This window comes from Clostridium sp. CAG:43, from assembly GCF_000434655.1.
Lineage (GTDB): Bacteria > Bacillota > Clostridia > Lachnospirales > Lachnospiraceae > Otoolea > Otoolea fessa.
On record NZ_FR895071.1, the window covers coordinates 6,987 to 24,737 of the forward strand.

Annotated in this window: 24 protein-coding genes; 5 read left to right on the forward strand and 19 right to left on the reverse strand. The window is 43.4% G+C overall.

What is annotated here, in order from left to right; genetic code table 11:
• Together QVO97_RS05660 and lexA are read left to right on the forward strand one after the other, a co-directional pair.
• Positions 1-619: hypothetical protein (locus QVO97_RS05660; RefSeq protein WP_288189081.1), on the forward strand; the 619-nt coding region annotated here is incomplete at its 5' end.
• Between the two features lie 182 nt (positions 620-801).
• Entirely contained in the window at positions 802-1,419 is a 618-nt protein-coding gene (gene lexA, locus QVO97_RS05665; RefSeq protein ID WP_022359416.1) for a transcriptional repressor LexA, read from the forward strand.
• Between the two features lie 186 nt (positions 1,420-1,605).
• Here lexA and fliB read toward each other — a convergent pair whose 3' ends face one another.
• From fliB to QVO97_RS05685, 4 genes are all read right to left on the reverse strand, one after another.
• The gene (fliB, locus tag QVO97_RS05670) at positions 1,606-2,760 is read right to left on the reverse strand and encodes a flagellin lysine-N-methylase (RefSeq protein ID WP_022359417.1); all 1,155 of its coding nucleotides are present in this window, start codon (positions 2,758-2,760) and stop codon (positions 1,606-1,608) included.
• Complete coding sequence (locus tag QVO97_RS05675; protein WP_022359418.1) at positions 2,748-3,443, reverse strand: TMEM165/GDT1 family protein; 696 nt, start codon at positions 3,441-3,443, stop codon at positions 2,748-2,750. The genes fliB and QVO97_RS05675 overlap by 13 nt, the downstream gene beginning before the upstream one ends.
• Positions 3,444-3,818: 375 nt before the next feature.
• Positions 3,819-4,976 carry a sensor histidine kinase gene (locus tag QVO97_RS05680; protein ID WP_022359419.1) on the reverse strand — a complete coding sequence of 386 codons (1,158 nt, stop codon included), beginning with the start codon at positions 4,974-4,976 and terminating at the stop codon, positions 3,819-3,821.
• A complete protein-coding gene (locus tag QVO97_RS05685) occupies positions 4,973-5,653 on the reverse strand; it encodes a response regulator transcription factor (protein ID WP_022024520.1) in 681 nt (226 codons plus the stop codon). Before QVO97_RS05685 ends, QVO97_RS05680 begins: the two co-directional genes overlap by 4 nt.
• A gap of 93 nt (positions 5,654-5,746) precedes the next feature.
• Here QVO97_RS05685 and QVO97_RS05690 point away from each other — a divergent pair, with 93 nt between their 5' ends.
• The 3 genes from QVO97_RS05690 to QVO97_RS05700 are packed head-to-tail and all read left to right on the forward strand — an operon-like array spanning position 5,747 to position 7,714.
• Positions 5,747-5,890: a CD1871A family CXXC motif-containing protein gene (locus tag QVO97_RS05690; protein WP_009263530.1), complete on the forward strand. Its 144-nt coding sequence runs from the start codon at positions 5,747-5,749 to the stop codon at positions 5,888-5,890.
• Complete coding sequence (locus QVO97_RS05695) at positions 5,883-6,770, forward strand: 4Fe-4S binding protein (RefSeq protein WP_009263529.1); 888 nt, start codon at positions 5,883-5,885, stop codon at positions 6,768-6,770. The genes QVO97_RS05690 and QVO97_RS05695 overlap by 8 nt, the downstream gene beginning before the upstream one ends.
• 41 nt (positions 6,771-6,811) lie before the next feature.
• Entirely contained in the window at positions 6,812-7,714 is a 903-nt protein-coding gene (locus tag QVO97_RS05700) for a TlpA disulfide reductase family protein (protein WP_022359420.1), read from the forward strand.
• 350 nt (positions 7,715-8,064) lie between these two features.
• Here the strand turns inward: QVO97_RS05700 and QVO97_RS05705 are convergent, their stop codons facing one another.
• The 15 genes from QVO97_RS05705 to rplU all read right to left on the reverse strand — a co-directional run bounded on the left by QVO97_RS05705 (position 8,065) and on the right by rplU (position 17,525).
• Complete coding sequence (locus QVO97_RS05705) at positions 8,065-8,601, reverse strand: RNA 2'-phosphotransferase (protein WP_022359421.1); 537 nt, start codon at positions 8,599-8,601, stop codon at positions 8,065-8,067.
• 60 nt (positions 8,602-8,661) lie between these two features.
• Positions 8,662-9,216, reverse strand: coding sequence for a hypothetical protein (locus QVO97_RS05710; RefSeq protein WP_022359422.1), 555 nt, complete (start codon positions 9,214-9,216; stop codon positions 8,662-8,664).
• 31 nt (positions 9,217-9,247) lie between these two features.
• Positions 9,248-10,090, reverse strand: a complete 843-nt coding sequence (locus QVO97_RS05715) for a TIGR02452 family protein (protein WP_288189099.1) — start codon at positions 10,088-10,090, stop codon at positions 9,248-9,250.
• A gap of 121 nt (positions 10,091-10,211) precedes the next feature.
• A complete protein-coding gene (locus QVO97_RS05720) occupies positions 10,212-10,568 on the reverse strand; it encodes a hypothetical protein (protein ID WP_022359424.1) in 357 nt (118 codons plus the stop codon).
• A gap of 21 nt (positions 10,569-10,589) precedes the next feature.
• Positions 10,590-10,886, reverse strand: coding sequence for a hypothetical protein (locus QVO97_RS05725; RefSeq protein WP_022359425.1), 297 nt, complete (start codon positions 10,884-10,886; stop codon positions 10,590-10,592).
• A gap of 207 nt (positions 10,887-11,093) precedes the next feature.
• Positions 11,094-12,026 carry a RhuM family protein gene (rhuM, locus tag QVO97_RS05730; protein ID WP_022359426.1) on the reverse strand — a complete coding sequence of 311 codons (933 nt, stop codon included), beginning with the start codon at positions 12,024-12,026 and terminating at the stop codon, positions 11,094-11,096.
• Positions 12,027-12,028: 2 nt separating this feature from the next.
• Positions 12,029-12,673 carry a hypothetical protein gene (locus QVO97_RS05735; protein ID WP_022359427.1) on the reverse strand — a complete coding sequence of 215 codons (645 nt, stop codon included), beginning with the start codon at positions 12,671-12,673 and terminating at the stop codon, positions 12,029-12,031.
• A 537-nt stretch (positions 12,674-13,210) separates the two neighbouring features.
• On the reverse strand, positions 13,211-13,579 hold the full coding sequence (gene rsfS, locus QVO97_RS05740) for a ribosome silencing factor (protein WP_106999903.1): 369 nt from the start codon (positions 13,577-13,579) through the stop codon (positions 13,211-13,213).
• Positions 13,580-13,606: 27 nt separating this feature from the next.
• Positions 13,607-14,188, reverse strand: coding sequence for a bis(5'-nucleosyl)-tetraphosphatase (symmetrical) YqeK (gene yqeK / locus QVO97_RS05745; protein ID WP_022359429.1), 582 nt, complete (start codon positions 14,186-14,188; stop codon positions 13,607-13,609).
• A complete protein-coding gene (gene nadD, locus QVO97_RS05750; RefSeq protein ID WP_288189100.1) occupies positions 14,188-14,814 on the reverse strand; it encodes a nicotinate-nucleotide adenylyltransferase in 627 nt (208 codons plus the stop codon). The genes yqeK and nadD overlap by 1 nt, the downstream gene beginning before the upstream one ends.
• 50 nt (positions 14,815-14,864) lie before the next feature.
• Entirely contained in the window at positions 14,865-15,161 is a 297-nt protein-coding gene (yhbY, locus tag QVO97_RS05755) for a ribosome assembly RNA-binding protein YhbY (protein WP_022359431.1), read from the reverse strand.
• Positions 15,162-15,235: 74 nt separating this feature from the next.
• A complete protein-coding gene (gene obgE / locus QVO97_RS05760) occupies positions 15,236-16,528 on the reverse strand; it encodes a GTPase ObgE (protein WP_022359432.1) in 1,293 nt (430 codons plus the stop codon).
• 59 nt (positions 16,529-16,587) lie between these two features.
• Positions 16,588-16,878, reverse strand: a complete 291-nt coding sequence (gene rpmA / locus QVO97_RS05765) for a 50S ribosomal protein L27 (RefSeq protein WP_022359433.1) — start codon at positions 16,876-16,878, stop codon at positions 16,588-16,590.
• A 3-nt stretch (positions 16,879-16,881) separates the two neighbouring features.
• Entirely contained in the window at positions 16,882-17,211 is a 330-nt protein-coding gene (locus QVO97_RS05770) for a ribosomal-processing cysteine protease Prp (RefSeq protein ID WP_022359434.1), read from the reverse strand.
• Between the two features lie 5 nt (positions 17,212-17,216).
• The gene (gene rplU / locus QVO97_RS05775; RefSeq protein ID WP_022359435.1) at positions 17,217-17,525 is read right to left on the reverse strand and encodes a 50S ribosomal protein L21; all 309 of its coding nucleotides are present in this window, start codon (positions 17,523-17,525) and stop codon (positions 17,217-17,219) included.
• Positions 17,526-17,751 lie beyond the last annotated feature (226 nt).

Below are 17,751 nucleotides of genomic sequence, written 5' to 3' on the forward strand. Positions count from 1 at the left end.
CCTCACAGAGTTACAGAAAAAAGTAGAACAACTTCAAGCAGAAAAGAAAAAAATGGATGCGGAGTCCGCTTTGCTGACCAAGCAGGAACAGACACTCACCGAACAGCTAGAATCGCTCAGAAAAGGTGCTGCTGACCAGGAACAGATCAACCAGATGCTGAAGGAGAAACTAGAAGAGGCACAAAATCAGCTGAAGAAAAATGAACATTCAAAAGAATCAGAAGAAATGCTTAAGAATGAACTTTTACAATGCAAACAGGAGCTTCATGATACTGTACTTGCTCTCTCTCACTCTCAGAAGGAACAGGAGGTAAAGTCAGAGTCCTATCAGCATGCATCCGATCGGATTCTGGCACTTGAAACTGAAAATAAAGAACTACAGCAGAAACTCACAGAACTTACCCAGAAATTATCAAAACAAAAAGCAGATGCTGATATGGGTCTTCAGCAATGCAAAGCCCAGGCGGAGCTTACGATGGAGCGCGCACTATTCAAAAAAGAACGGGAAATGCAGGAACTCCTTCGTCAGGCAGACAAAGAAAATGCCCGTCTGGAAGTGCTGCTTGAGCAGGCAAGAGAACAGCTTAAAAAAGAAAACATTGATAAAGACGAACAATAGTTTGCATTTTGCCCGAACATATGTTACTATATATAATATAATAAGGGCTTACTATAGGCCAAACCTTTCAGTGATTCAGCTGCTGGTCCCATCAGGTGGGCGTTCGACTTGTATCCTGCCAGAATCACTGTATATCCGATATTAAAAACATTTTATATACTTCATCGACAGGAGGAATCTATATGGCACAGGGACGTATTACAGATAAACAGAAAGAGATCTTGGAATTTATTAAAGCATGCATTTTAAAGAAAGGTTATCCGCCGACGGTACGTGAAATTTGTGAAAAGGTACAGCTTAAATCTACCTCTTCTGTCCACTCTCATCTGGAACAGCTTGAAAAGAACGGATATATTCACCGGGATCCGACGAAACCGAGAGCCATCGAGATCGTTGATGACACCTTTAACCTGTCCCGCCGTGAACTGGTGAATGTACCCCTTATCGGTACTGTAGCAGCCGGTGCGCCGATTCTGGCTGATGAGAATGTGGAGAACTATTTCCCGATTCCGGCAGAACTGCTTCCGAACAGCGAAACTTTTATGCTGAAGGTCCGCGGCAATAGTATGATCGATGTGGGCATCTATGACGGAGATCGTGTTATCGTGGAACAGACCAGTGTCGCAGAGAATGGCGAGATCGTGGTTGCACTCATCGATGATTCAGCTACCGTTAAGCGTTTCTTCAAGGAGAACGGTCACTATCGTCTCCAGCCGGAGAATGCAACCATGGATCCGATTATTGTGGATAAAGTACAGATTCTTGGCAAAGTAATCGGTCTGCTGCGCCTTATGCGGTAACCTCTTGGTTTACTGACGCTTACCTTTTGCTTATTATCATGAAAATGACAGAAGCATTATGTGGCAAAATTTAACTCAAAAGCTCTATGCTATTCGTTGACGTCCGGAGATACGGTACGCTCAATTTTATAGAATAGAGCTTTTTTGTTCGTATGATTCATTTTTGCAATATGCTTCTTTCAGTGATTAAACTGGTGCATACCGCTCAAAAAGCCAGTCTTCCAGTGCATTTAAGTTATCATCGGAATGTTCTACTTCCCGGGCATATCTCCAGGAGATTTCTTCCACATCCTTCATGGAAAGTTTCTTTCCATTTTCCAGCCATCGGACTATCAGAAATTCCTGTATCCAGCGAACAGAGAACAATGCCAGTTCCATCTTGGAACAGACCATATCGTCGTAGACAGCCCCGCAAAAATAAGTATAGACAAAAAACATTAAAAGCTGCTCGCCCAGATTTTCCCATTCTTCTTTGTGACTTCCTAAGCTTCCATATGCCTTATGAAATTCTTCGCAAATTTTATGATAGGTTTCCTCACTTCCCTGATACAGCCACTTTTCAGCACCATCCAGCACATCATCCCATTCCGGACGCAGGCGTTCCAGACCGCGTAGTACCTGCAATTCTTCTATCTGGCGTGCCCACCGATGGAGAGATGCTGCATCAATGCCTTTTTCAGCAAGACTTTCTGATACAAATTCCTGGAGTTTTTTTCTCTGATGATGAACTTCACAGTTTCGCAGAAGTTCATCAATTTCATATTCCTTCTGCTCTTCCACCCGGATCTGATATTGTTCTGTCAGTTGTTCGGATGCCGACATTCGGAGTGTCAGAGGAAGGGATCGATCCTGTAAAATCGAAAACAGAACATCTCTTGTATCTTCCAACTGGGAAAACATCATAAAATCGAATTCTTCAAAATCGTCCTCCAAATCGTCCTCTTCTTCCAGAAAACGGACCGGTTCTTTACAGGAAAGAATGATTCTAGCCGCCTCCGGACAGGACAGGGAAAGAGATAATTCCCGAAGTCCCTCGTATTCTTCCGTATGTCTCGGGTACATCCGGCAGGTATCACAAAGAGAATCTGGTCCCAGTGCTTTATAAAGATCACAGAGATTTTCTTCATTTAAAAATGCACAGCGCCGATTGTTCTGGTAAAAACATTCTTCATCCCAGTCAATAGAATTGCGTAATCGCGTTCCGAACTCGCTCTTTTCATTTCCATATCGCTCCAGAGAGGTTTCATCAATCATGATCTGCCATCCGGCACAGCAGCTATCCGGACAATCTCCAGCTGAACAGACAAATTTATCATAATAATGTGGTTTTAAATATCGCATTTATCTTCCTTCTTTCTTTTTATATAGATCCAGGCACATAAGGCAGTAAAAATAACAGCCGCAGCAATCCATACCGACCATACCGGAATCGGACAGACTCTTGCGTTCATCATGTTCAGTCCCTGATGAAGTGTGAAAGCACCAAATATAGAAAAAATAACAAATGCCAGTGTATTCAGCAGCCCATCGGGAGTTTTGCTCTTTAAAAGATATCCAACCAGCATTCCAAGAATATCCGCTGCAAAAAGTCCCAGAGAGCATCCAATCCATACAACAAAGGCTGATTTCATGCCTTCATTGGCTCCGAACGTGATGGCTGTAAGCTGAGTCTTATCTCCCAGTTCTGCCACAAAAAATGTACAAAAAACAGCTAAGGGTGCGAAATGAATCTTTGATTTACCGCCCTCCTCCTCTTCTTCGTCATCATCACCGGCAAGAGTCGATGCGGCGAAATACAGAAATGCAAGTGCTGCAATCATCTTAATAAGCCAGTCAGGAATAAATTCACTGACAAGTCCGCCCGCCAGAACGGCAAGACCATTCAGAACAAGAATCGCCGCCGCAGTTCCTAGTATAATATCTCTCAACTTATATTTTGAAGTCAGAGCAATCAGCATAAGCTGGGTTTTATCGCCCATCTCTGCGATAAATTCTGTAAAAAACACTTTAAAAAACAGCATCATTTTTCATTTCCTCCTAGATGTAATGCATGTTCCCTCACCGCTCACTGTCGATTACGATGTCCTCCCTTTTTTGCATCAATGCACAAAAGAAAAACTCATGTATATCAACTGACAGCTATGCATGATACAAAAACTGTCGTCCATCGATATACATGAGTCTCATTATTTAAGATTTGCCAGATTATACAGTTGCTATAATCAGAATGTTGACAAACCACACTTTCGCGCTAACTACTCCCTCATGAAATATTGAATTTACTTGATAAATAGTATCAAATAAAGAATGTGTTGTCAACGGAATTTGATGCTTTTACCTGTGATTGTCTCATTCGGGTTATGATCTCATAAGCGTTGACAAATGTGTAAAATGGAACGCTACATTGAATGCTGTGCAAAAGTCACCTCGAAAATCGTTCCCCCAGTCTTGCCTGATTTGATACAAATACTGCCATCATGTACTCTAACGATTTCACGGACAAAAGCAAGACCTAGCCCTACGCCACCCAGCTCCCGGCTTCTGGATTTATCCACACGGAAGAATGGCTCGAACACTCTCTCCCTAAGCTCCTTTGGTATTCCGCTTCCCGTATCTTCTACAGACAGATAAACATGCTTGTTTCTCTGATATGCGGTTACTGTAACCTGTCCGAGCGGATGATTATATTTGATGGCATTCTCAACCAGATTGTATACAAGCCTGTAAATAAGGATATCACTGCCTATCATAGTGGCATCCTCACATTTTCCAATCAGCTTTATATTCTTTTCCACGGCAAGAGGCTCAAGGTCTGCCAAAACCTCTTCAACAATAGCATCCAATATAATTTTATCATCCCTTCCCACCGTCTGAAGCTCACTCATGTCAAGAAGAGCCTTTACCATCCTGTTTAATTTATCATTTTGTTCCGTAACCATTTTTATGGTCTGCAAAGTGTCTGCATCATTTCCCGGGTGAGAGGCAGAATTATATAAATCAAGCTGTACCTGCATTAACGCTAATGGAGTACGCAGCTCATGTGCTGCATTTGCAGTAAACTGTCTCTGTATCTCAAATGCTTCCGACAGACGCTCAAGCATCTTATTATAAGAAATACCCAGCTGGTTCAGTTCCTTAACATTGTTTCCCTCTATTCTTGAATCAGACAGATTCTGAGCCTGTACCTCTTCGATTTTATCTGAAAACTCCCTGATTGGTCTGAGTGCATGCCCGCTTATAAAATAAGTGACGACACCTCCCAAAAGCGCCAGCAAAACCGTGATTATCAGACTGTTTCTTTTAAAGTCGGCCTTATTATTGTACACCTGAATCGAAAATTCATCCGCAAACTCATCCCACTTATCGTCCGGTATGCTGATATATATTTCATCTGATTTGTTTCCTTTTTCATCCCCCTGTAACTCTACCGCATCCTGCAGAGAATCGATGTAATGCACACCATTTTTATAGACAAACATAGTCAGGCAGCCACATATAATAGCAATACACAATGTAGTAATGCACGTAAGTCTCCACTGTAGCGACATTCTTTTCATCTGTCAGACTCCTCCCGTATTTTATAGCCTTCACCTACCTTGTTCTGAATGGGATCATATCCCAGCTTCGCCTTAAGCTTTTTTCTAAGTGAAGACATATGTACCCTGATTGCTCCGCTAAAGCTGTCTGCCGTGGCATCCCACACATGCTCTATCAGCTCCTCCTGACTCACCGGTCTGCCTATATTGATAAGTAAATATTCCAAAATACCATTCTCTTTTCTTGTCAGTGGAACCGGCTCTTCCTTTGCATATGCCTCGCGTTTAATCGTATCAAACTTTATTTCTCCACATTTAAGACATATATCATTCTGTACAAATTTCCTTCTTGTCAGGCTTCTGATACGTGCCTCAAGCTCCTGCAGATGGAATGGTTTTTCCATGTAATCATTTGCTCCTGCATCCAGTCCCTCTACCTTATCAGCAATCTGACCTCTTGCAGATAATATCAAAACCTTAGTTTCATCATTGTATTTTCTAAGCTCCTTAAGAAGCTCCATGCCATCCATCCCCGGCAGATTCAAATCCAAAACTATCAGATCATAATTTTCCGACAGTATACATTCAAGAGCCTCTTTCCCATCATAACAGGTATCCACCTCATAACCGGCAGCATACAGACTCTTTGCAACCATATCACATATTTGTTTCTCATCCTCAACAATTAATAATCTCAAAATATTCTCCTGCTTCTTAACAATAATTTTACAACCTATATTGTATAATACCAAAGTCAGCTGGTCAACAATACAACAAAAAGGAGCAACATTATGTTGAAATACCAAAAAACATGTCAAATCATCCTGCTTATCCTTGGTGTATCCATGATAAGCTATGGTGCAGTCAGAGGTGAGGCGGCTACAGTGCTTGGTAAAGCAATAAAACTATGTCTGGAGTGTGTCGGAATTGGATAAGGAAAAGAAATTGCTATCAAGAAAGCTGGCAAAAATACGTGGCTGGATACAGGCCGCAGCAACGCTGCTGACCAATATTCATATTCCAAATTTATTTAAGGGTAAAATATATCAGGGCAATGCAAAAACAGTATGCGTACCCGGATTAAACTGCTACTCCTGCCCTGCCGCGACAGGAGCCTGTCCAATAGGGGCATTTCAGGCAGTTGTCGGATCATCAAAATTTAAGTTTTCATACTACATAACCGGATTTTTTATTTTACTCGGTGTAACTCTCGGCAGATTTATATGTGGTTTTTTGTGCCCATTTGGATGGTTTCAGGATTTACTTCATAAAATCCCCGGAAAGAAATTATCCACAGCCAAACTAAAGCCTCTTAGGTACCTAAAATATGTCATTCTTATTGTTTTCGTTATACTTCTTCCGATGCTTGTAACGAACTCTATAGGAATGGGAGACCCGTTCTTCTGCAAATATATCTGTCCTCAGGGTGTTTTAGAGGGTGCTATACCGTTATCTATTGGAAATGCTGCTATCCGTTCTGCGCTGGGAAAGCTTTTTTCTTTCAAGTGTATGATTTTAATTGCAGTGATTGTACTAAGTATCTTATTTTACAGGCCCTTCTGTAAATGGATTTGTCCGCTTGGAGCAATCTACTCATTATTTAATAAGGTCAGCCTGCTCAAAATCACCGTTGATAGCAGCAAATGTGTCGGATGCGGTCAATGCTCAAAGGCATGTAAGATGGATGTGGATGTGTGTAAGACACCGGATCACCCCGAGTGCATACGCTGCGGTGCCTGCATAAAGGCCTGTCCGAAGGACGCCATCTGCTACCGGTTTATGGGAAAATCATGTCAAAAAAATGACAACAGATAGCTATTAAACATTTTACTATTATTTTAAAGGAGAAATTACTCATGAAAAACAAATTATCATTTATTTCTATTTTTATACTCTGCATAGCATTATCACTTACAGCATGTGGCGTAAAGCAGGCTTCCACAACAGATTCTAAGAACACTCAGACTGAAGCCGGCTCAGAAGCATCCGGCAAATCAGATTCCAGGCTTGATGATTTATATCAGCAGGAAAATCAGCTTTTTGCAGATCACGCTGATGTGTGGAACAAGGCATTTGACATGATGAACAAAAGTGACGCCGCTCCAAACGGAAATTATGCTGATTATCTTGCCGATACCGTAGAATCAAACAAGAATTCATTCACAGACGATGAGCTTAAAACACTTAATGAGGATATGGAAACCATACGAAAAATCGAGGAACAGATAGCAGAGCTTGAAAACAAAAATACATCATCAGACGATAACAAGAAGGACAGCTCTAAAGCCTCATCTGTATTCAGTGATTTTTCCGGTGAGGATTTTGATGGCAATAAGGTTGATAACAGCCTGTTTTCCGGTAATGCAGTAACAGTCGTCAATTTCTGGTTTACCGGCTGCAAACCATGTGTCGCTGAATTATCCACGCTTAACGAATTAAATGATGCTATCAAATCAATGAGCGGAGAAGTTGTTGGCATCAACATTGAGACCTTCGATAGCAATAAAACAGCTATCAAAGAGGCTGCCTCTGTTCTTGAAAGCCAGGGTGTCAAATATCGTAATCTGTCAATTGACTCCTCTAGTGCTGCCGGTAAATATGCCTTAGAAATCATGGCCTTTCCAACAACTATACTTGTTGACAGAAATGGCAATATTGTAGGCGAACCAATGCTCGGTGGAATTGATAACAAGGACAACTATGATGCCCTTATGAAGCAGATTCAGTCTGTAATTGATGCAGACAGCACAAATAAATAGAGGTCTACATATAAAAAGCTCCTGTGCATTGCACAGAGAGCTTTTTTGAACATTACTATAACATCAATGCTGTTCCGCCCTGTTCATTAAAGGCGTTTATTGATAGCATTGCTGATATTCCTGAATTGTGCGAATTAAAGAAACTGTTAAAAAAGGCATTGGACAAAAATAAATGGGTTATTCATTACGGAATTTGATTGAGTAACAACTTCCAGTTTGTGGAATTGCTCTTGAAAATAAGACATTGACTGAGTAAGCACTTTAGAGAAAAACGGAGTAATAAAACAGGGACGTCAGGCTCCATCGGAGAACCTTGCATCCCTTATTATATTATTTACTGCAGAACGTTTTTATAAAATGCTTAAATACTGTACAGGCACTTCTTTGGTCAGCCACACCCCGTTTACGGACAAATAGAACTGATAACCATCCTCCGCCATCTGCTTTGCATTTACCCGATATACAACTGGATTTCCATGTCGGCTCCCGACTGTTTTCGCAGTTTCATAATCTTTTGACAGATGGACATACAGCCTGGATTTCGGAATCAATCCAATCTTATTGATGGATTCCACATACTTCTCTCCCGTTCCATGCCACAAAACATCCGGCGGAGTCTTTTGCTCCAATTCCACATCCACCTGAATGGAATGCCCCTGGTTTGCCCGGATCAGTGTTTTATCCTCATTGAAAGAATACCGCTGCTTGGAATCCGTCCGTACAATTTCTTCCAGCATCTGCATGTCAAATGGTCTGCTCTTCGCTATCCCGGCAATCAGATCTTCCGTACGGGCCCATCCATGTTCATCCAGTTTCATACCAATGGATTCCGGGTGATGCCGCAAAATAAACGCTATGAATTTTCCGGTATTGTCCTGATGTCTCATATTCTCACTCCCCTTTCCACTGTAATGCCTACTCTTTTGACTGCGCCGCCATCAGTCCTTTCAAATATCCAATATCGAATCATTCCTTACGCCCTCTTCCAGAATCTTGCGCGTCATTGACAACATGCAAACACCATCCGGCATTTCCGTATCGCTCAGCCATTTTTCCACCTGGGTAACAGGCAACGCTGCACCAATACTTTCAGAGTCCTCTTTCTGCTTTGTATTTTCAAACTCAATACGCAGCATAACGGAAAGAGTCTCGATCACGCCGTCAATGGCATTTTCTCCATCCGCATAACTCCGGTATGCAGACGCCGCCAAATTCGACGCGGTTTTTCCAATGTACTGTGACCACTCGTCATGTGCCGTCCAAAAATGCTCGTGCTCTATAATTTTGTCTGTCTCTTCATCTTCCCTGAATTTTTTACGGCAATCCTTATTCCAGAATCCATAACTGGCTTCTTCCTGGCCTCTCCGGAATCCTTTGAGGTAGGCTCCTTTGCGAATAGACTCCAATAATTCTGAAAAATCATTTCCGCTCCGCATCCAATTTTTATCAACTTCAAACAAATAAGATGCCTCATGCTCCGGTCCGCATTTCTTAAACTTCATACCGCAATTCCTCCATTACAATATGTTCTTCTTAGTACGCTCCCATCACCCGTTTAAACACCTTGAAATTCGTATCATCCCGCGGCGGGCAATAGACCGCAAATTCAATGGTTTTAAATGCGTGCAGATAATCCGCCATCGCTTCTTTGGCAGCACGTGCCACCACTTCCGGCTTATTCTGGAACGCTCCACATCCGAAAGCACCCAGAATCACCACTTCGTCACCATTCAGTACGGCAACATCCAGAATCCTGGTCAGCCTCTTCTTATGGATTTCCAGGAGTTCCCGGTCACTGACTTTTACCGCCCGGTCACCGTTACCCTGGTTGAACCGGTTACTTGGTCGTTCCCTCAGGTTCGGTGCCGCGCAGGTGATCACATCCACATCATACCACTCTGCCTCATTCATCAGCTTCGGCCTGCCCGTATCCGTCTTGAATACGGTCACATCCGGCGTGTAAATGATATCCGCATTGTTGATCGGATTCTTAACATTCCGATGAGGATAATAGAAGCCCTTCATCATTTCTGGTACGCTCAGGCAGAAATACAGGCCGGAACACCGACACAAACATTCCTCCTGTGCGCTGGATCCCCTTGTCACGCCGCCGCCCGGATTTGTGGCAGAGGCAAAGTTATGTACCGCTACCTTCTGGCCTGCATAACCTGCAGCCGCCTCGAAAGTCCGTTTTGCGGATACGATGATCTTCGCTTCATCCGAGAAACGCGTCTTATCCACAGCAGACAGCTCCTCTTCTTCCAGGATGAGTTTCTGGTTTTTCACCGACTGTGCAAGAGCTTCCTTAATCTTTCCGTTTGTCTCGCACAGCCTTTTAGTATCTTCAAAAACCTCTACATTCTCAAAACTGCTCATATGTTTATCATTCCTTTTTCTCTTTGTTAATTTCATATCTAACGCTATGAAAACGGCTGCGGAATCGCTCCCGCAGCCCAGTNNNATCGCTCCCGCAGCCCAGTACCTGGCATTGTCTGCCTCACATGCCATCATCACGAAAATACTCGTTTACCGTATGTAACAGCAAAATCATATCCACCTCTGATACGCATGATGCATCCAGCTCAAATTCATAGACGCTGTTCTTTGTTCTGATTGTCAATGAACCATCTTCCACCTGAATACTTCCGTAGGTTGTATGCAGGTATTTGCCCGGGCAATCGCTTGCCGGACTCGTAAAGAAATACACCTGATTCTTCTCATACCGGCTGTCGGATTTATAAACCATGATAAGCCCGGGCTGATCCATATACGGTATCCGCCAATCCATGTATTTCCGACCGTTCTTATCTTCTGCTTTACGCAGGATTCCCAATGCCGACTGATCCAAATGCATCTCATCAACTCCTTAATCTTATCACACGGGTATTTCACCGACCGCTGCAATAAAATCCTGATCCCGGTATCCGACTTCGTCGAATTTCCGTAGCCCGGCTTCCACTTCAAATACGTGACCGCAGCAACAACACTTAAGCTTTCGCGTAACAACAATTCCCGGCTCGCCCAGAAGTAAATCCAAGGATGTTTTTCCCTCACTGGCTGCCACATACGCATCCATCTTCGCCTGTTCCTCATCCGTCAGCTGGATATGCCACCAATTATGTTCCTCATGGCACTTGGGACACGGCGGGTTGATTTTATAAAGCCTTCCCATAGTCTGGTCTCCTTTCGATTTTCACTCACTTTGAATTCTTTGCAAATCTTGACAGCATTTTCGCTATATCGTTCTTTGTAATCTCCGAAACCTGAGAGAGAATTTTAATATCTTCCTCTGTTAATTCATCGTGATAAAACACAAGCATTTCTCACAGCAGTATTTGCCAGTGAGAATCTCAGGGACAAGTATTGCAATCCGTGCTTTTTATTGCAAATTCAGTAGATTCATCACCAGTTTCACCATTACTTCTTTTTCTTCTGGATTGGATTCAGCAATCATCAACGTAACAGCCACCAAGGTTCCATCGCTGAGTCGTTTTTCTCCATCTTGGAATAAAGCGTTGTTTTTATCCAGGAATTCAAGAAAAAGTGATGCCGCAATTCTCTTGCAGCCATCCGCATAAGGATGGTCCTTGATCATAAAATACAATAGATTTGCGGCTTTTTCTTCTAATGATGGATATGCATCCTTGCCGAATATACTTTGATATACTGCAGCAAGGATTCCCTCAACCTTACCTTTTTCTTTTTCAACTCCAAAGACGTCCGAATGAAACGAATCCTCCATAGCATCGACCATATGACGGCAATCTTCATAAGTGATCTTGTAAATCGGCTGATTTCCTTTTGGCTTCTCCAATGTCTGGTGATCATACTGATCCAATAATACTAAGGCATCCGTATACAGATTTACAGCTCTTAATATGTCTGCTTCCTCAACATTCAAAGTGCATGCCAGCATCCTGGTCTGGATATCAATTGTTTTCTGTAGAGCAGCTAATCGCTTTTCGTTGATTGCATACCCTTGAATAATGTACTGTTTCAAAACATTGTTCGCCCATCTTCGAAACGCGATACCACGTTTTGAATTTACTCGGTATCCTACAGAAAGAATCATATCCAAATTATATATTTTAGGTTTTCTGCCACCTGTACTTTTGTCGGAAAATCCGACAGAAGTTTCGTCAAGTTCTCCGGAAGACAAAATATTTGATATGTGTTCACTGATTGTGGCATGTTTAACTTCAAAGAGAATTTCCATTTGCTTCTGTGTCAACCAAACTGTTTCCTGTTCCGGGCTTATCTGAACTTCTATATTCACTTCGCCGTCTGTAAATAAAACTAACTCATTTTTCATTTCTATTCTTCTCCGAACACTTCCTTTAATACCTTTGGCTTCCCGGTCCTGCGGTATTCCTGTTCCACTTCGACCCGCTCCTCCTGAGTCAGTTCCATCGATAAATCTAGCATCAGGGAAAGACCGTAGATATCCGATTTATCGACCCACGGCACAGCCTGAGAAATCTGAGTAAGGGAGAAGCCGTGAGTGATCATATTCTGGCACACCTGCATATAAACCAGTACATTTTTCTGTCTGGAAACCAGATTTTGCAGATGCAGTTTAATTTCCCAATCATTGACCTCACGGCCATACTTAATCGCTTTCACAATTCGAAGCATCGGATGATCGGTCTCACGGATCTCTTTCACCCATTTCTCACGCTTTTCCTCAAATTCTTCCATGGACATATCCATAAATTTGCCATCCTTAATGTCAGTGATGATATCTGGATACTTCTTGCTTCCCCAGATATCCAGATATGAGCAGCGGGCTTCTACCGGAGTGAACAGCACCTCCAGCAGATACTCCAAATCGGGATCCGAGTCCACTCTTGAACCGAGCCCCAACCCGATATCATAGCTTTCTTTGGAGATCAGTTCTTCCAATGTGTCGTGCAAATCAAACATCTCATGAGTGTCCGGATAAACATAATTTTCCATCATATGAATTTCTCCTTTCTTCCAAAACAACGGTTTTTCTTCCGTCTTCGTTGTTACGGTTTCGTTTTCCAGTTCAATTTTTTCGTTGCAACTATATCATTGTTGAATTCGAATTTCCAATTAGCGGTTTCTGCGGATAACGTTTTGAGTCAAATTTTCGCTCAGACGTTCCTGCCTGAAATCATAAAGTGCTTTATCATAATTCCGGTACCGGTATTCCGTTCATTTCAGCATTCGCCAAACCGTTGTCGCCACTATATCATCATGTTTTTTAAATTGCAAGAGGGTATTTTTCACCTTGCCGGATGTTTCGGATATAAAAGGAAAACCAATTTTCGCCCTTATACCCTCTTGTTTGGGATATAAAAGGAAAACTGGTTTTTGGATTTTTATTCTTTGTTTGCGATATAAAAGGAAAACTCAAATCCCTGTTTTACACCGCTTGTTTCGGATATAAAAGGAAAATTATTACGTTTCCGCATCCCTTGTTTCGGGTATAAAAGGAATGTTTCGGAAATAAAAGGAATTAAACAAAATCTATTACAATTCCTCCACATTCTCAACTACTTTTCCATCTCTCCAGATGCGCTCCAGATCATAAAACAGTCTGTCATCGCGGGAGAAAATGTGTACGATCAGATCGCCGTAATCCATCAGGATCCATCCGGCAGTCTGATAGCCCTCGATCTGACGGCACTCATGACCGGCTTTGCCGAGTTCTTCCTCTACATTATCTGCCATTGCCTTTACCTGGCTGGCGTTGCTTCCGTCTGCGATGACAAAGTAATCAGCCAGTACAGATACTCCATGAATATCAATGACGCGAATATCTTCGCCTTTTTTATCTTCCAGCGCCTTTACGGCAAGTTTGGTCAGTTCTTTTGCTTCCACGGGGATTATCCTCCTCATTATTTTATTTAAATCCTGTTAATGTGTCTATTGATGAACATGACGTTCATGATAGTATTCCCAGGTCTGTTCGGTTGTATCATCCTCTGCCGTGCCCGTTTCCTTTAAATAATTGCGGGTGCTGTCCAGAATCTGATACAGCGCTTCGTCCAGATCTTCAAATGCAAGACGGCGGAGCTTCGGCAGATTTGGCGCCTTATCACGGCGCGGTTCGATGTAATCGGCTACGTACAGGATCTTGTCTAACAGGGACATCGCCGGTTTTCCGGTCGTATGGCAGGCGATTGCAGATAAGACCTCTGGATCGGTAATACCATACTTGTGTTCTGCCATCCATGCGCCTAATTTTGCATGAATCACAGCCGGAGCCCGCAGTTCACCTTCAGTCAGTTCAATGCCATGCTCCTGGCATTTGCAGATGATAGTCGCATCATCATAGCGCTTTGCACAGTCGTGGAGAAGTCCAGCCATCTCCGCCTGATCCAGATTGGCACTGTAACGCATTGCCAGAGCCATACATGTGTATGAAACACCCAGCGTATGTTCATAGCGCATCGGGTTCAATTTCTTTTTCAAATGCTTCCGTATCTCTGTAATTCTTTCGTCCATTACACATTTACCTCCTGATACAAGCCGTGCTGTTCGATATATTGACAGACTTCCTTCGGCACCAGGGAACGAACGTCTGCTGCGTGTCCTGCCCGGAAAGCCGCGCGGATCTCCGCCGAAGCGACATCCATTTCACGGCAGTGAAGACGCAGAATATGCGCCTGATATTTCTGGTTTAAATAGGAAATCTGCTCATCCAGCGAACGATCCGCCTCCTCATGCTCTCTTGCTGCCGCCAAAAATGTGACGGCTGGAAGAACATATTCGGGATGATACCATTTTTCAATGTCCATAATTGAGTCTGCGCCCGCGATAAAGAAAAATTTCACATCCGGATATTCTTCTTTCAATAAGCGAAGCGTGTCTGCTGTGTAGGTATTTCCGCCGGTTCTGCGAAGTTCAAAATCAGACAGCTTAAAATAAGGATACGGCGCGATCGCAGCTGCAGTCATTGCCAAACGGTCCTTTGCCGCTGTGATCGTATGATCTTTTTTATGCGGCGGGATCCTGGAGGGCATATACCAGATGCAGTCAAGATCATATTCTTCATACGCCTGTATTCCCAACATGATATGTCCATTATGGATCGGGTCAAATGTTCCCCCCATAATACCGATCTTTTTCATCGTCATCCGTATCCTTTCTGTCAGAGATTCATTCGCAGAATGCAGCCCCTTTATTTTGGCAGAACGATCTTACGTTTCTTCTCGTCCTTTGCCTCTTTATAAAGAACAATTTTCTTGCCGATTACCTGTACTACCTGTGCGTGGGTACGCTCAGCCAGAACGGCTGCCAGCTCATTGCCGTCATCGACGCAGTTCTTCAGAATATTCAGTTTAATTAACTCGCGGGCCTCCAGTGCCTCTGCCACAGCAGCGGTCAGTTCTGGCGTCAGGCTGGATTTGCCGATCTGGAAGATCGGATCCATGGTCATCGCGAGACCTTTTAAATAAGCTCTCTGTTTGCTTGTCATAAAATCTATCTCCTGTTAAAATTCAAACTCAGATCCAGTGTGGATTTCTGAGTTTGAAATATTGTAAATGTCAATTATTTATAGTAATCAAATTCAAGACCATACATACGAACTGTATCGCCCTCTTCGATGCCAGCCTCTTCCAGCTCAGCCAGAATACCGCTGTCCTTTAAGAATTTCTGGAAGAACTGGAAGCCCTTCTCAGAATCAAGGTTTGTGTAACCAAGCATCTTCTCGATCTTCGGTCCTTCTACCACATAAATACCATCTTCATTGCGTTCCACGGTATATGGAAGATTCTCGCCCTGATACTGGTACTCAAATTCTTTTTCGAAAATAACTGGCTTGCGGTCAACCGTTTTCAGCAGATCATTTACATGGTAAAGGAGCTCTTTTACACCCTGTCCGGTAACTGCAGAAATGGCAAATACCTGGATGCCTTCCGGCTCAAATTCGCGTTTTAAGCGCTCTACCGGGTCTTCCCAGTCCTCTTCGCCGGTATTGTAAATCGAATCTACCTTGTTGGCAGCAATCACCTGCGGACGCTCTAAAAGCGACGGATTATATGCTTTTAACTCCGCATTGATGGTACGGATATCTTCAACCGGATCACGTCCCTCGACGGATGCCGCATCCACAACATGAACGAGAACCTTGGTTCTCTCGATATGGCGCAGGAAATCGTGTCCCAGACCGATTCCCTGGGAAGCACCCTCGATGAGCCCCGGAATATCTGCCATGACAAAGCCTTGTCCATCCTGCAGATCAACCACGCCAAGATGCGGGTTCAGCGTCGTGAAATGGTAATTGGCAATCTTCGGACGTGCATTGGAAACGCGTGAAAGCAAGGTCGATTTACCGACGTTCGGGAAACCAACCAGACCAACATCTGCGATTACCTTTAATTCCAGCTGTACCCAGAGTTCCTGTGCCGGCTGTCCCGGCTGTGCATACTTCGGAACCTGCATCGTCGAGGTCGCAAAGTGCATATTTCCAAGACCGCCCTTGCCACCTTTTAAAATCACTTCTCGGCGGTTCTCGCCGGACATATCCGCGATTACCTTACCGGATTCAAAATCCTTGATAACGGTTCCTTCCGGAACCTTGACAATCAGATCCTCGCCGTCTGCTCCGTGACAGCGGCGCTTTCTGCCCTGCTCTCCGTCGCCAGCCACATATTTGCGGACATGACGGAAATCGGTCAGGGTATTCAGTCCGTCGTCCACTTCAAAAATGACATCGCCGCCGCGACCGCCATCGCCGCCGTCCGGACCGCCAGCAGCTACGAAAAGTTCCCGGCGGAAGCTGACATGACCGTCGCCGCCTTTTCCGGATCTGATATAAATTTTTGCACTGTCGGCAAACATAAATACCTCCTTCTGATCTGAAAGAAGCTCCATACAATCCGTATGGAGCTTCTTTATAATTATTCGTTAATTGTTCTCGGGTAAACAGAAACCTGCTTTTTGTCTCTGCCCTTTCTTTCAAACTTTACGACGCCGTCAACCATAGCGAATAATGTATCATCTCCACCGCGTCCTACGTTCACACCTGGATGAATCTTGGTTCCGCGCTGTCTGTAAAGAATGTTGCCAGCTAATACGAACTGTCCGTCTGCTCTCTTCGCACCAAGTCTCTTGGACTCAGAATCACGACCGTTCTTTGTGGAACCAACACCTTTTTTATGAGCGAATAACTGAAGGTTCATTTTAAACATGCGTTACACCTCCCTGAATCGAATTTTAATGTATTTATCTCCATAACTCTCCGCGATATCGGTAAGTCCAAGTATCAGCGAATCCATCAGGAGTTTTGATTCCGCACTTACAGTACCGGTAAAATGAAAAATAAACTGACCTGTCTTTTCATCCACACTGCCCTTAAAACCGTCATCGGTAAATTTCTCCACCGAATTAGCCATATTGACAGTCAGAACGGATACAGCCGCACAGACAATATCTTTGCCGTACTCATCATATCCAGCATGTCCCTTTACTTCCACTCCCGTGGTACATCCTTTGGAATCGGAGTATACGTCTACTTGAATCATTTCAATTAAGCGTTGATCTTTTCGATCTTAACTTCTGTAAAGAGCTGTCTGTGACCATTTTTCTTATGGTAGCCAGTTTTTCTCTTATACTTGTAAACGATAACTTTTTTGCCTTTGCCTTCTTTAACAACTGTTGCGGATACAGTAGCACCCTCTACAGTCGGGCATCCGATCTTCATCTCACCGTTGTTAACAGCCAGAACCTGATCGAAAGTAACAGCTTTACCTGCAGCAGCACCGAGTCTCTCAACTTTGATTACATCGCCCTCGGCAACCTTATACTGCTTACCACCTGTTGCAATAATCGCGTACATCTGATGGCACCTCCTATTATCATTACTCGCCAGCTATGGCGGCTTGCGCACTTTTAGCCTCGCTGTGCGGCACACTTAAGTATTCTAGCATCGGAATATGGATCTGTCAATGGTTTTTTCTTGAATTTGGGAGAAAATTTCAAACCAGTGTTACGGATAAAGCTGCTTTTTCCAAGTCCTCATAAGTACCACCAAATTGTTCAAGGGCTTGTTCCTTCGTTAATAT

What these genes read in the sequence shown, in the direction of transcription:
- lexA (WP_022359416.1), top strand. Translation starts at nt 802, where the DNA reads ATGGCACAGGGACGTATTACAGATAAACAGAAAGAGATCTTGGAATTT.
- fliB (WP_022359417.1), bottom strand. Translation starts at nt 2,760, where the DNA reads ATGCGATATTTAAAACCACATTATTATGATAAATTTGTCTGTTCAGCT.
- QVO97_RS05675 (WP_022359418.1), bottom strand. Translation starts at nt 3,443, where the DNA reads ATGATGCTGTTTTTTAAAGTGTTTTTTACAGAATTTATCGCAGAGATG.
- QVO97_RS05680 (WP_022359419.1), bottom strand. Translation starts at nt 4,976, where the DNA reads ATGAAAAGAATGTCGCTACAGTGGAGACTTACGTGCATTACTACATTG.
- QVO97_RS05690 (WP_009263530.1), top strand. Translation starts at nt 5,747, where the DNA reads ATGTTGAAATACCAAAAAACATGTCAAATCATCCTGCTTATCCTTGGT.
- QVO97_RS05700 (WP_022359420.1), top strand. Translation starts at nt 6,812, where the DNA reads ATGAAAAACAAATTATCATTTATTTCTATTTTTATACTCTGCATAGCA.
- QVO97_RS05705 (WP_022359421.1), bottom strand. Translation starts at nt 8,601, where the DNA reads ATGAGACATCAGGACAATACCGGAAAATTCATAGCGTTTATTTTGCGG.
- QVO97_RS05710 (WP_022359422.1), bottom strand. Translation starts at nt 9,216, where the DNA reads ATGAAGTTTAAGAAATGCGGACCGGAGCATGAGGCATCTTATTTGTTT.
- QVO97_RS05715 (WP_288189099.1), bottom strand. Translation starts at nt 10,090, where the DNA reads ATGAGCAGTTTTGAGAATGTAGAGGTTTTTGAAGATACTAAAAGGCTG.
- QVO97_RS05720 (WP_022359424.1), bottom strand. Translation starts at nt 10,568, where the DNA reads ATGCATTTGGATCAGTCGGCATTGGGAATCCTGCGTAAAGCAGAAGAT.
- QVO97_RS05725 (WP_022359425.1), bottom strand. Translation starts at nt 10,886, where the DNA reads ATGGGAAGGCTTTATAAAATCAACCCGCCGTGTCCCAAGTGCCATGAG.
- rhuM (WP_022359426.1), bottom strand. Translation starts at nt 12,026, where the DNA reads ATGAAAAATGAGTTAGTTTTATTTACAGACGGCGAAGTGAATATAGAA.
- QVO97_RS05735 (WP_022359427.1), bottom strand. Translation starts at nt 12,673, where the DNA reads ATGATGGAAAATTATGTTTATCCGGACACTCATGAGATGTTTGATTTG.
- rsfS (WP_106999903.1), bottom strand. Translation starts at nt 13,579, where the DNA reads ATGAGGAGGATAATCCCCGTGGAAGCAAAAGAACTGACCAAACTTGCC.
- yqeK (WP_022359429.1), bottom strand. Translation starts at nt 14,188, where the DNA reads ATGGACGAAAGAATTACAGAGATACGGAAGCATTTGAAAAAGAAATTG.
- nadD (WP_288189100.1), bottom strand. Translation starts at nt 14,814, where the DNA reads ATGAAAAAGATCGGTATTATGGGGGGAACATTTGACCCGATCCATAAT.
- yhbY (WP_022359431.1), bottom strand. Translation starts at nt 15,161, where the DNA reads ATGACAAGCAAACAGAGAGCTTATTTAAAAGGTCTCGCGATGACCATG.
- obgE (WP_022359432.1), bottom strand. Translation starts at nt 16,528, where the DNA reads ATGTTTGCCGACAGTGCAAAAATTTATATCAGATCCGGAAAAGGCGGC.
- rpmA (WP_022359433.1), bottom strand. Translation starts at nt 16,878, where the DNA reads ATGTTTAAAATGAACCTTCAGTTATTCGCTCATAAAAAAGGTGTTGGT.
- QVO97_RS05770 (WP_022359434.1), bottom strand. Translation starts at nt 17,211, where the DNA reads ATGATTCAAGTAGACGTATACTCCGATTCCAAAGGATGTACCACGGGA.
- rplU (WP_022359435.1), bottom strand. Translation starts at nt 17,525, where the DNA reads ATGTACGCGATTATTGCAACAGGTGGTAAGCAGTATAAGGTTGCCGAG.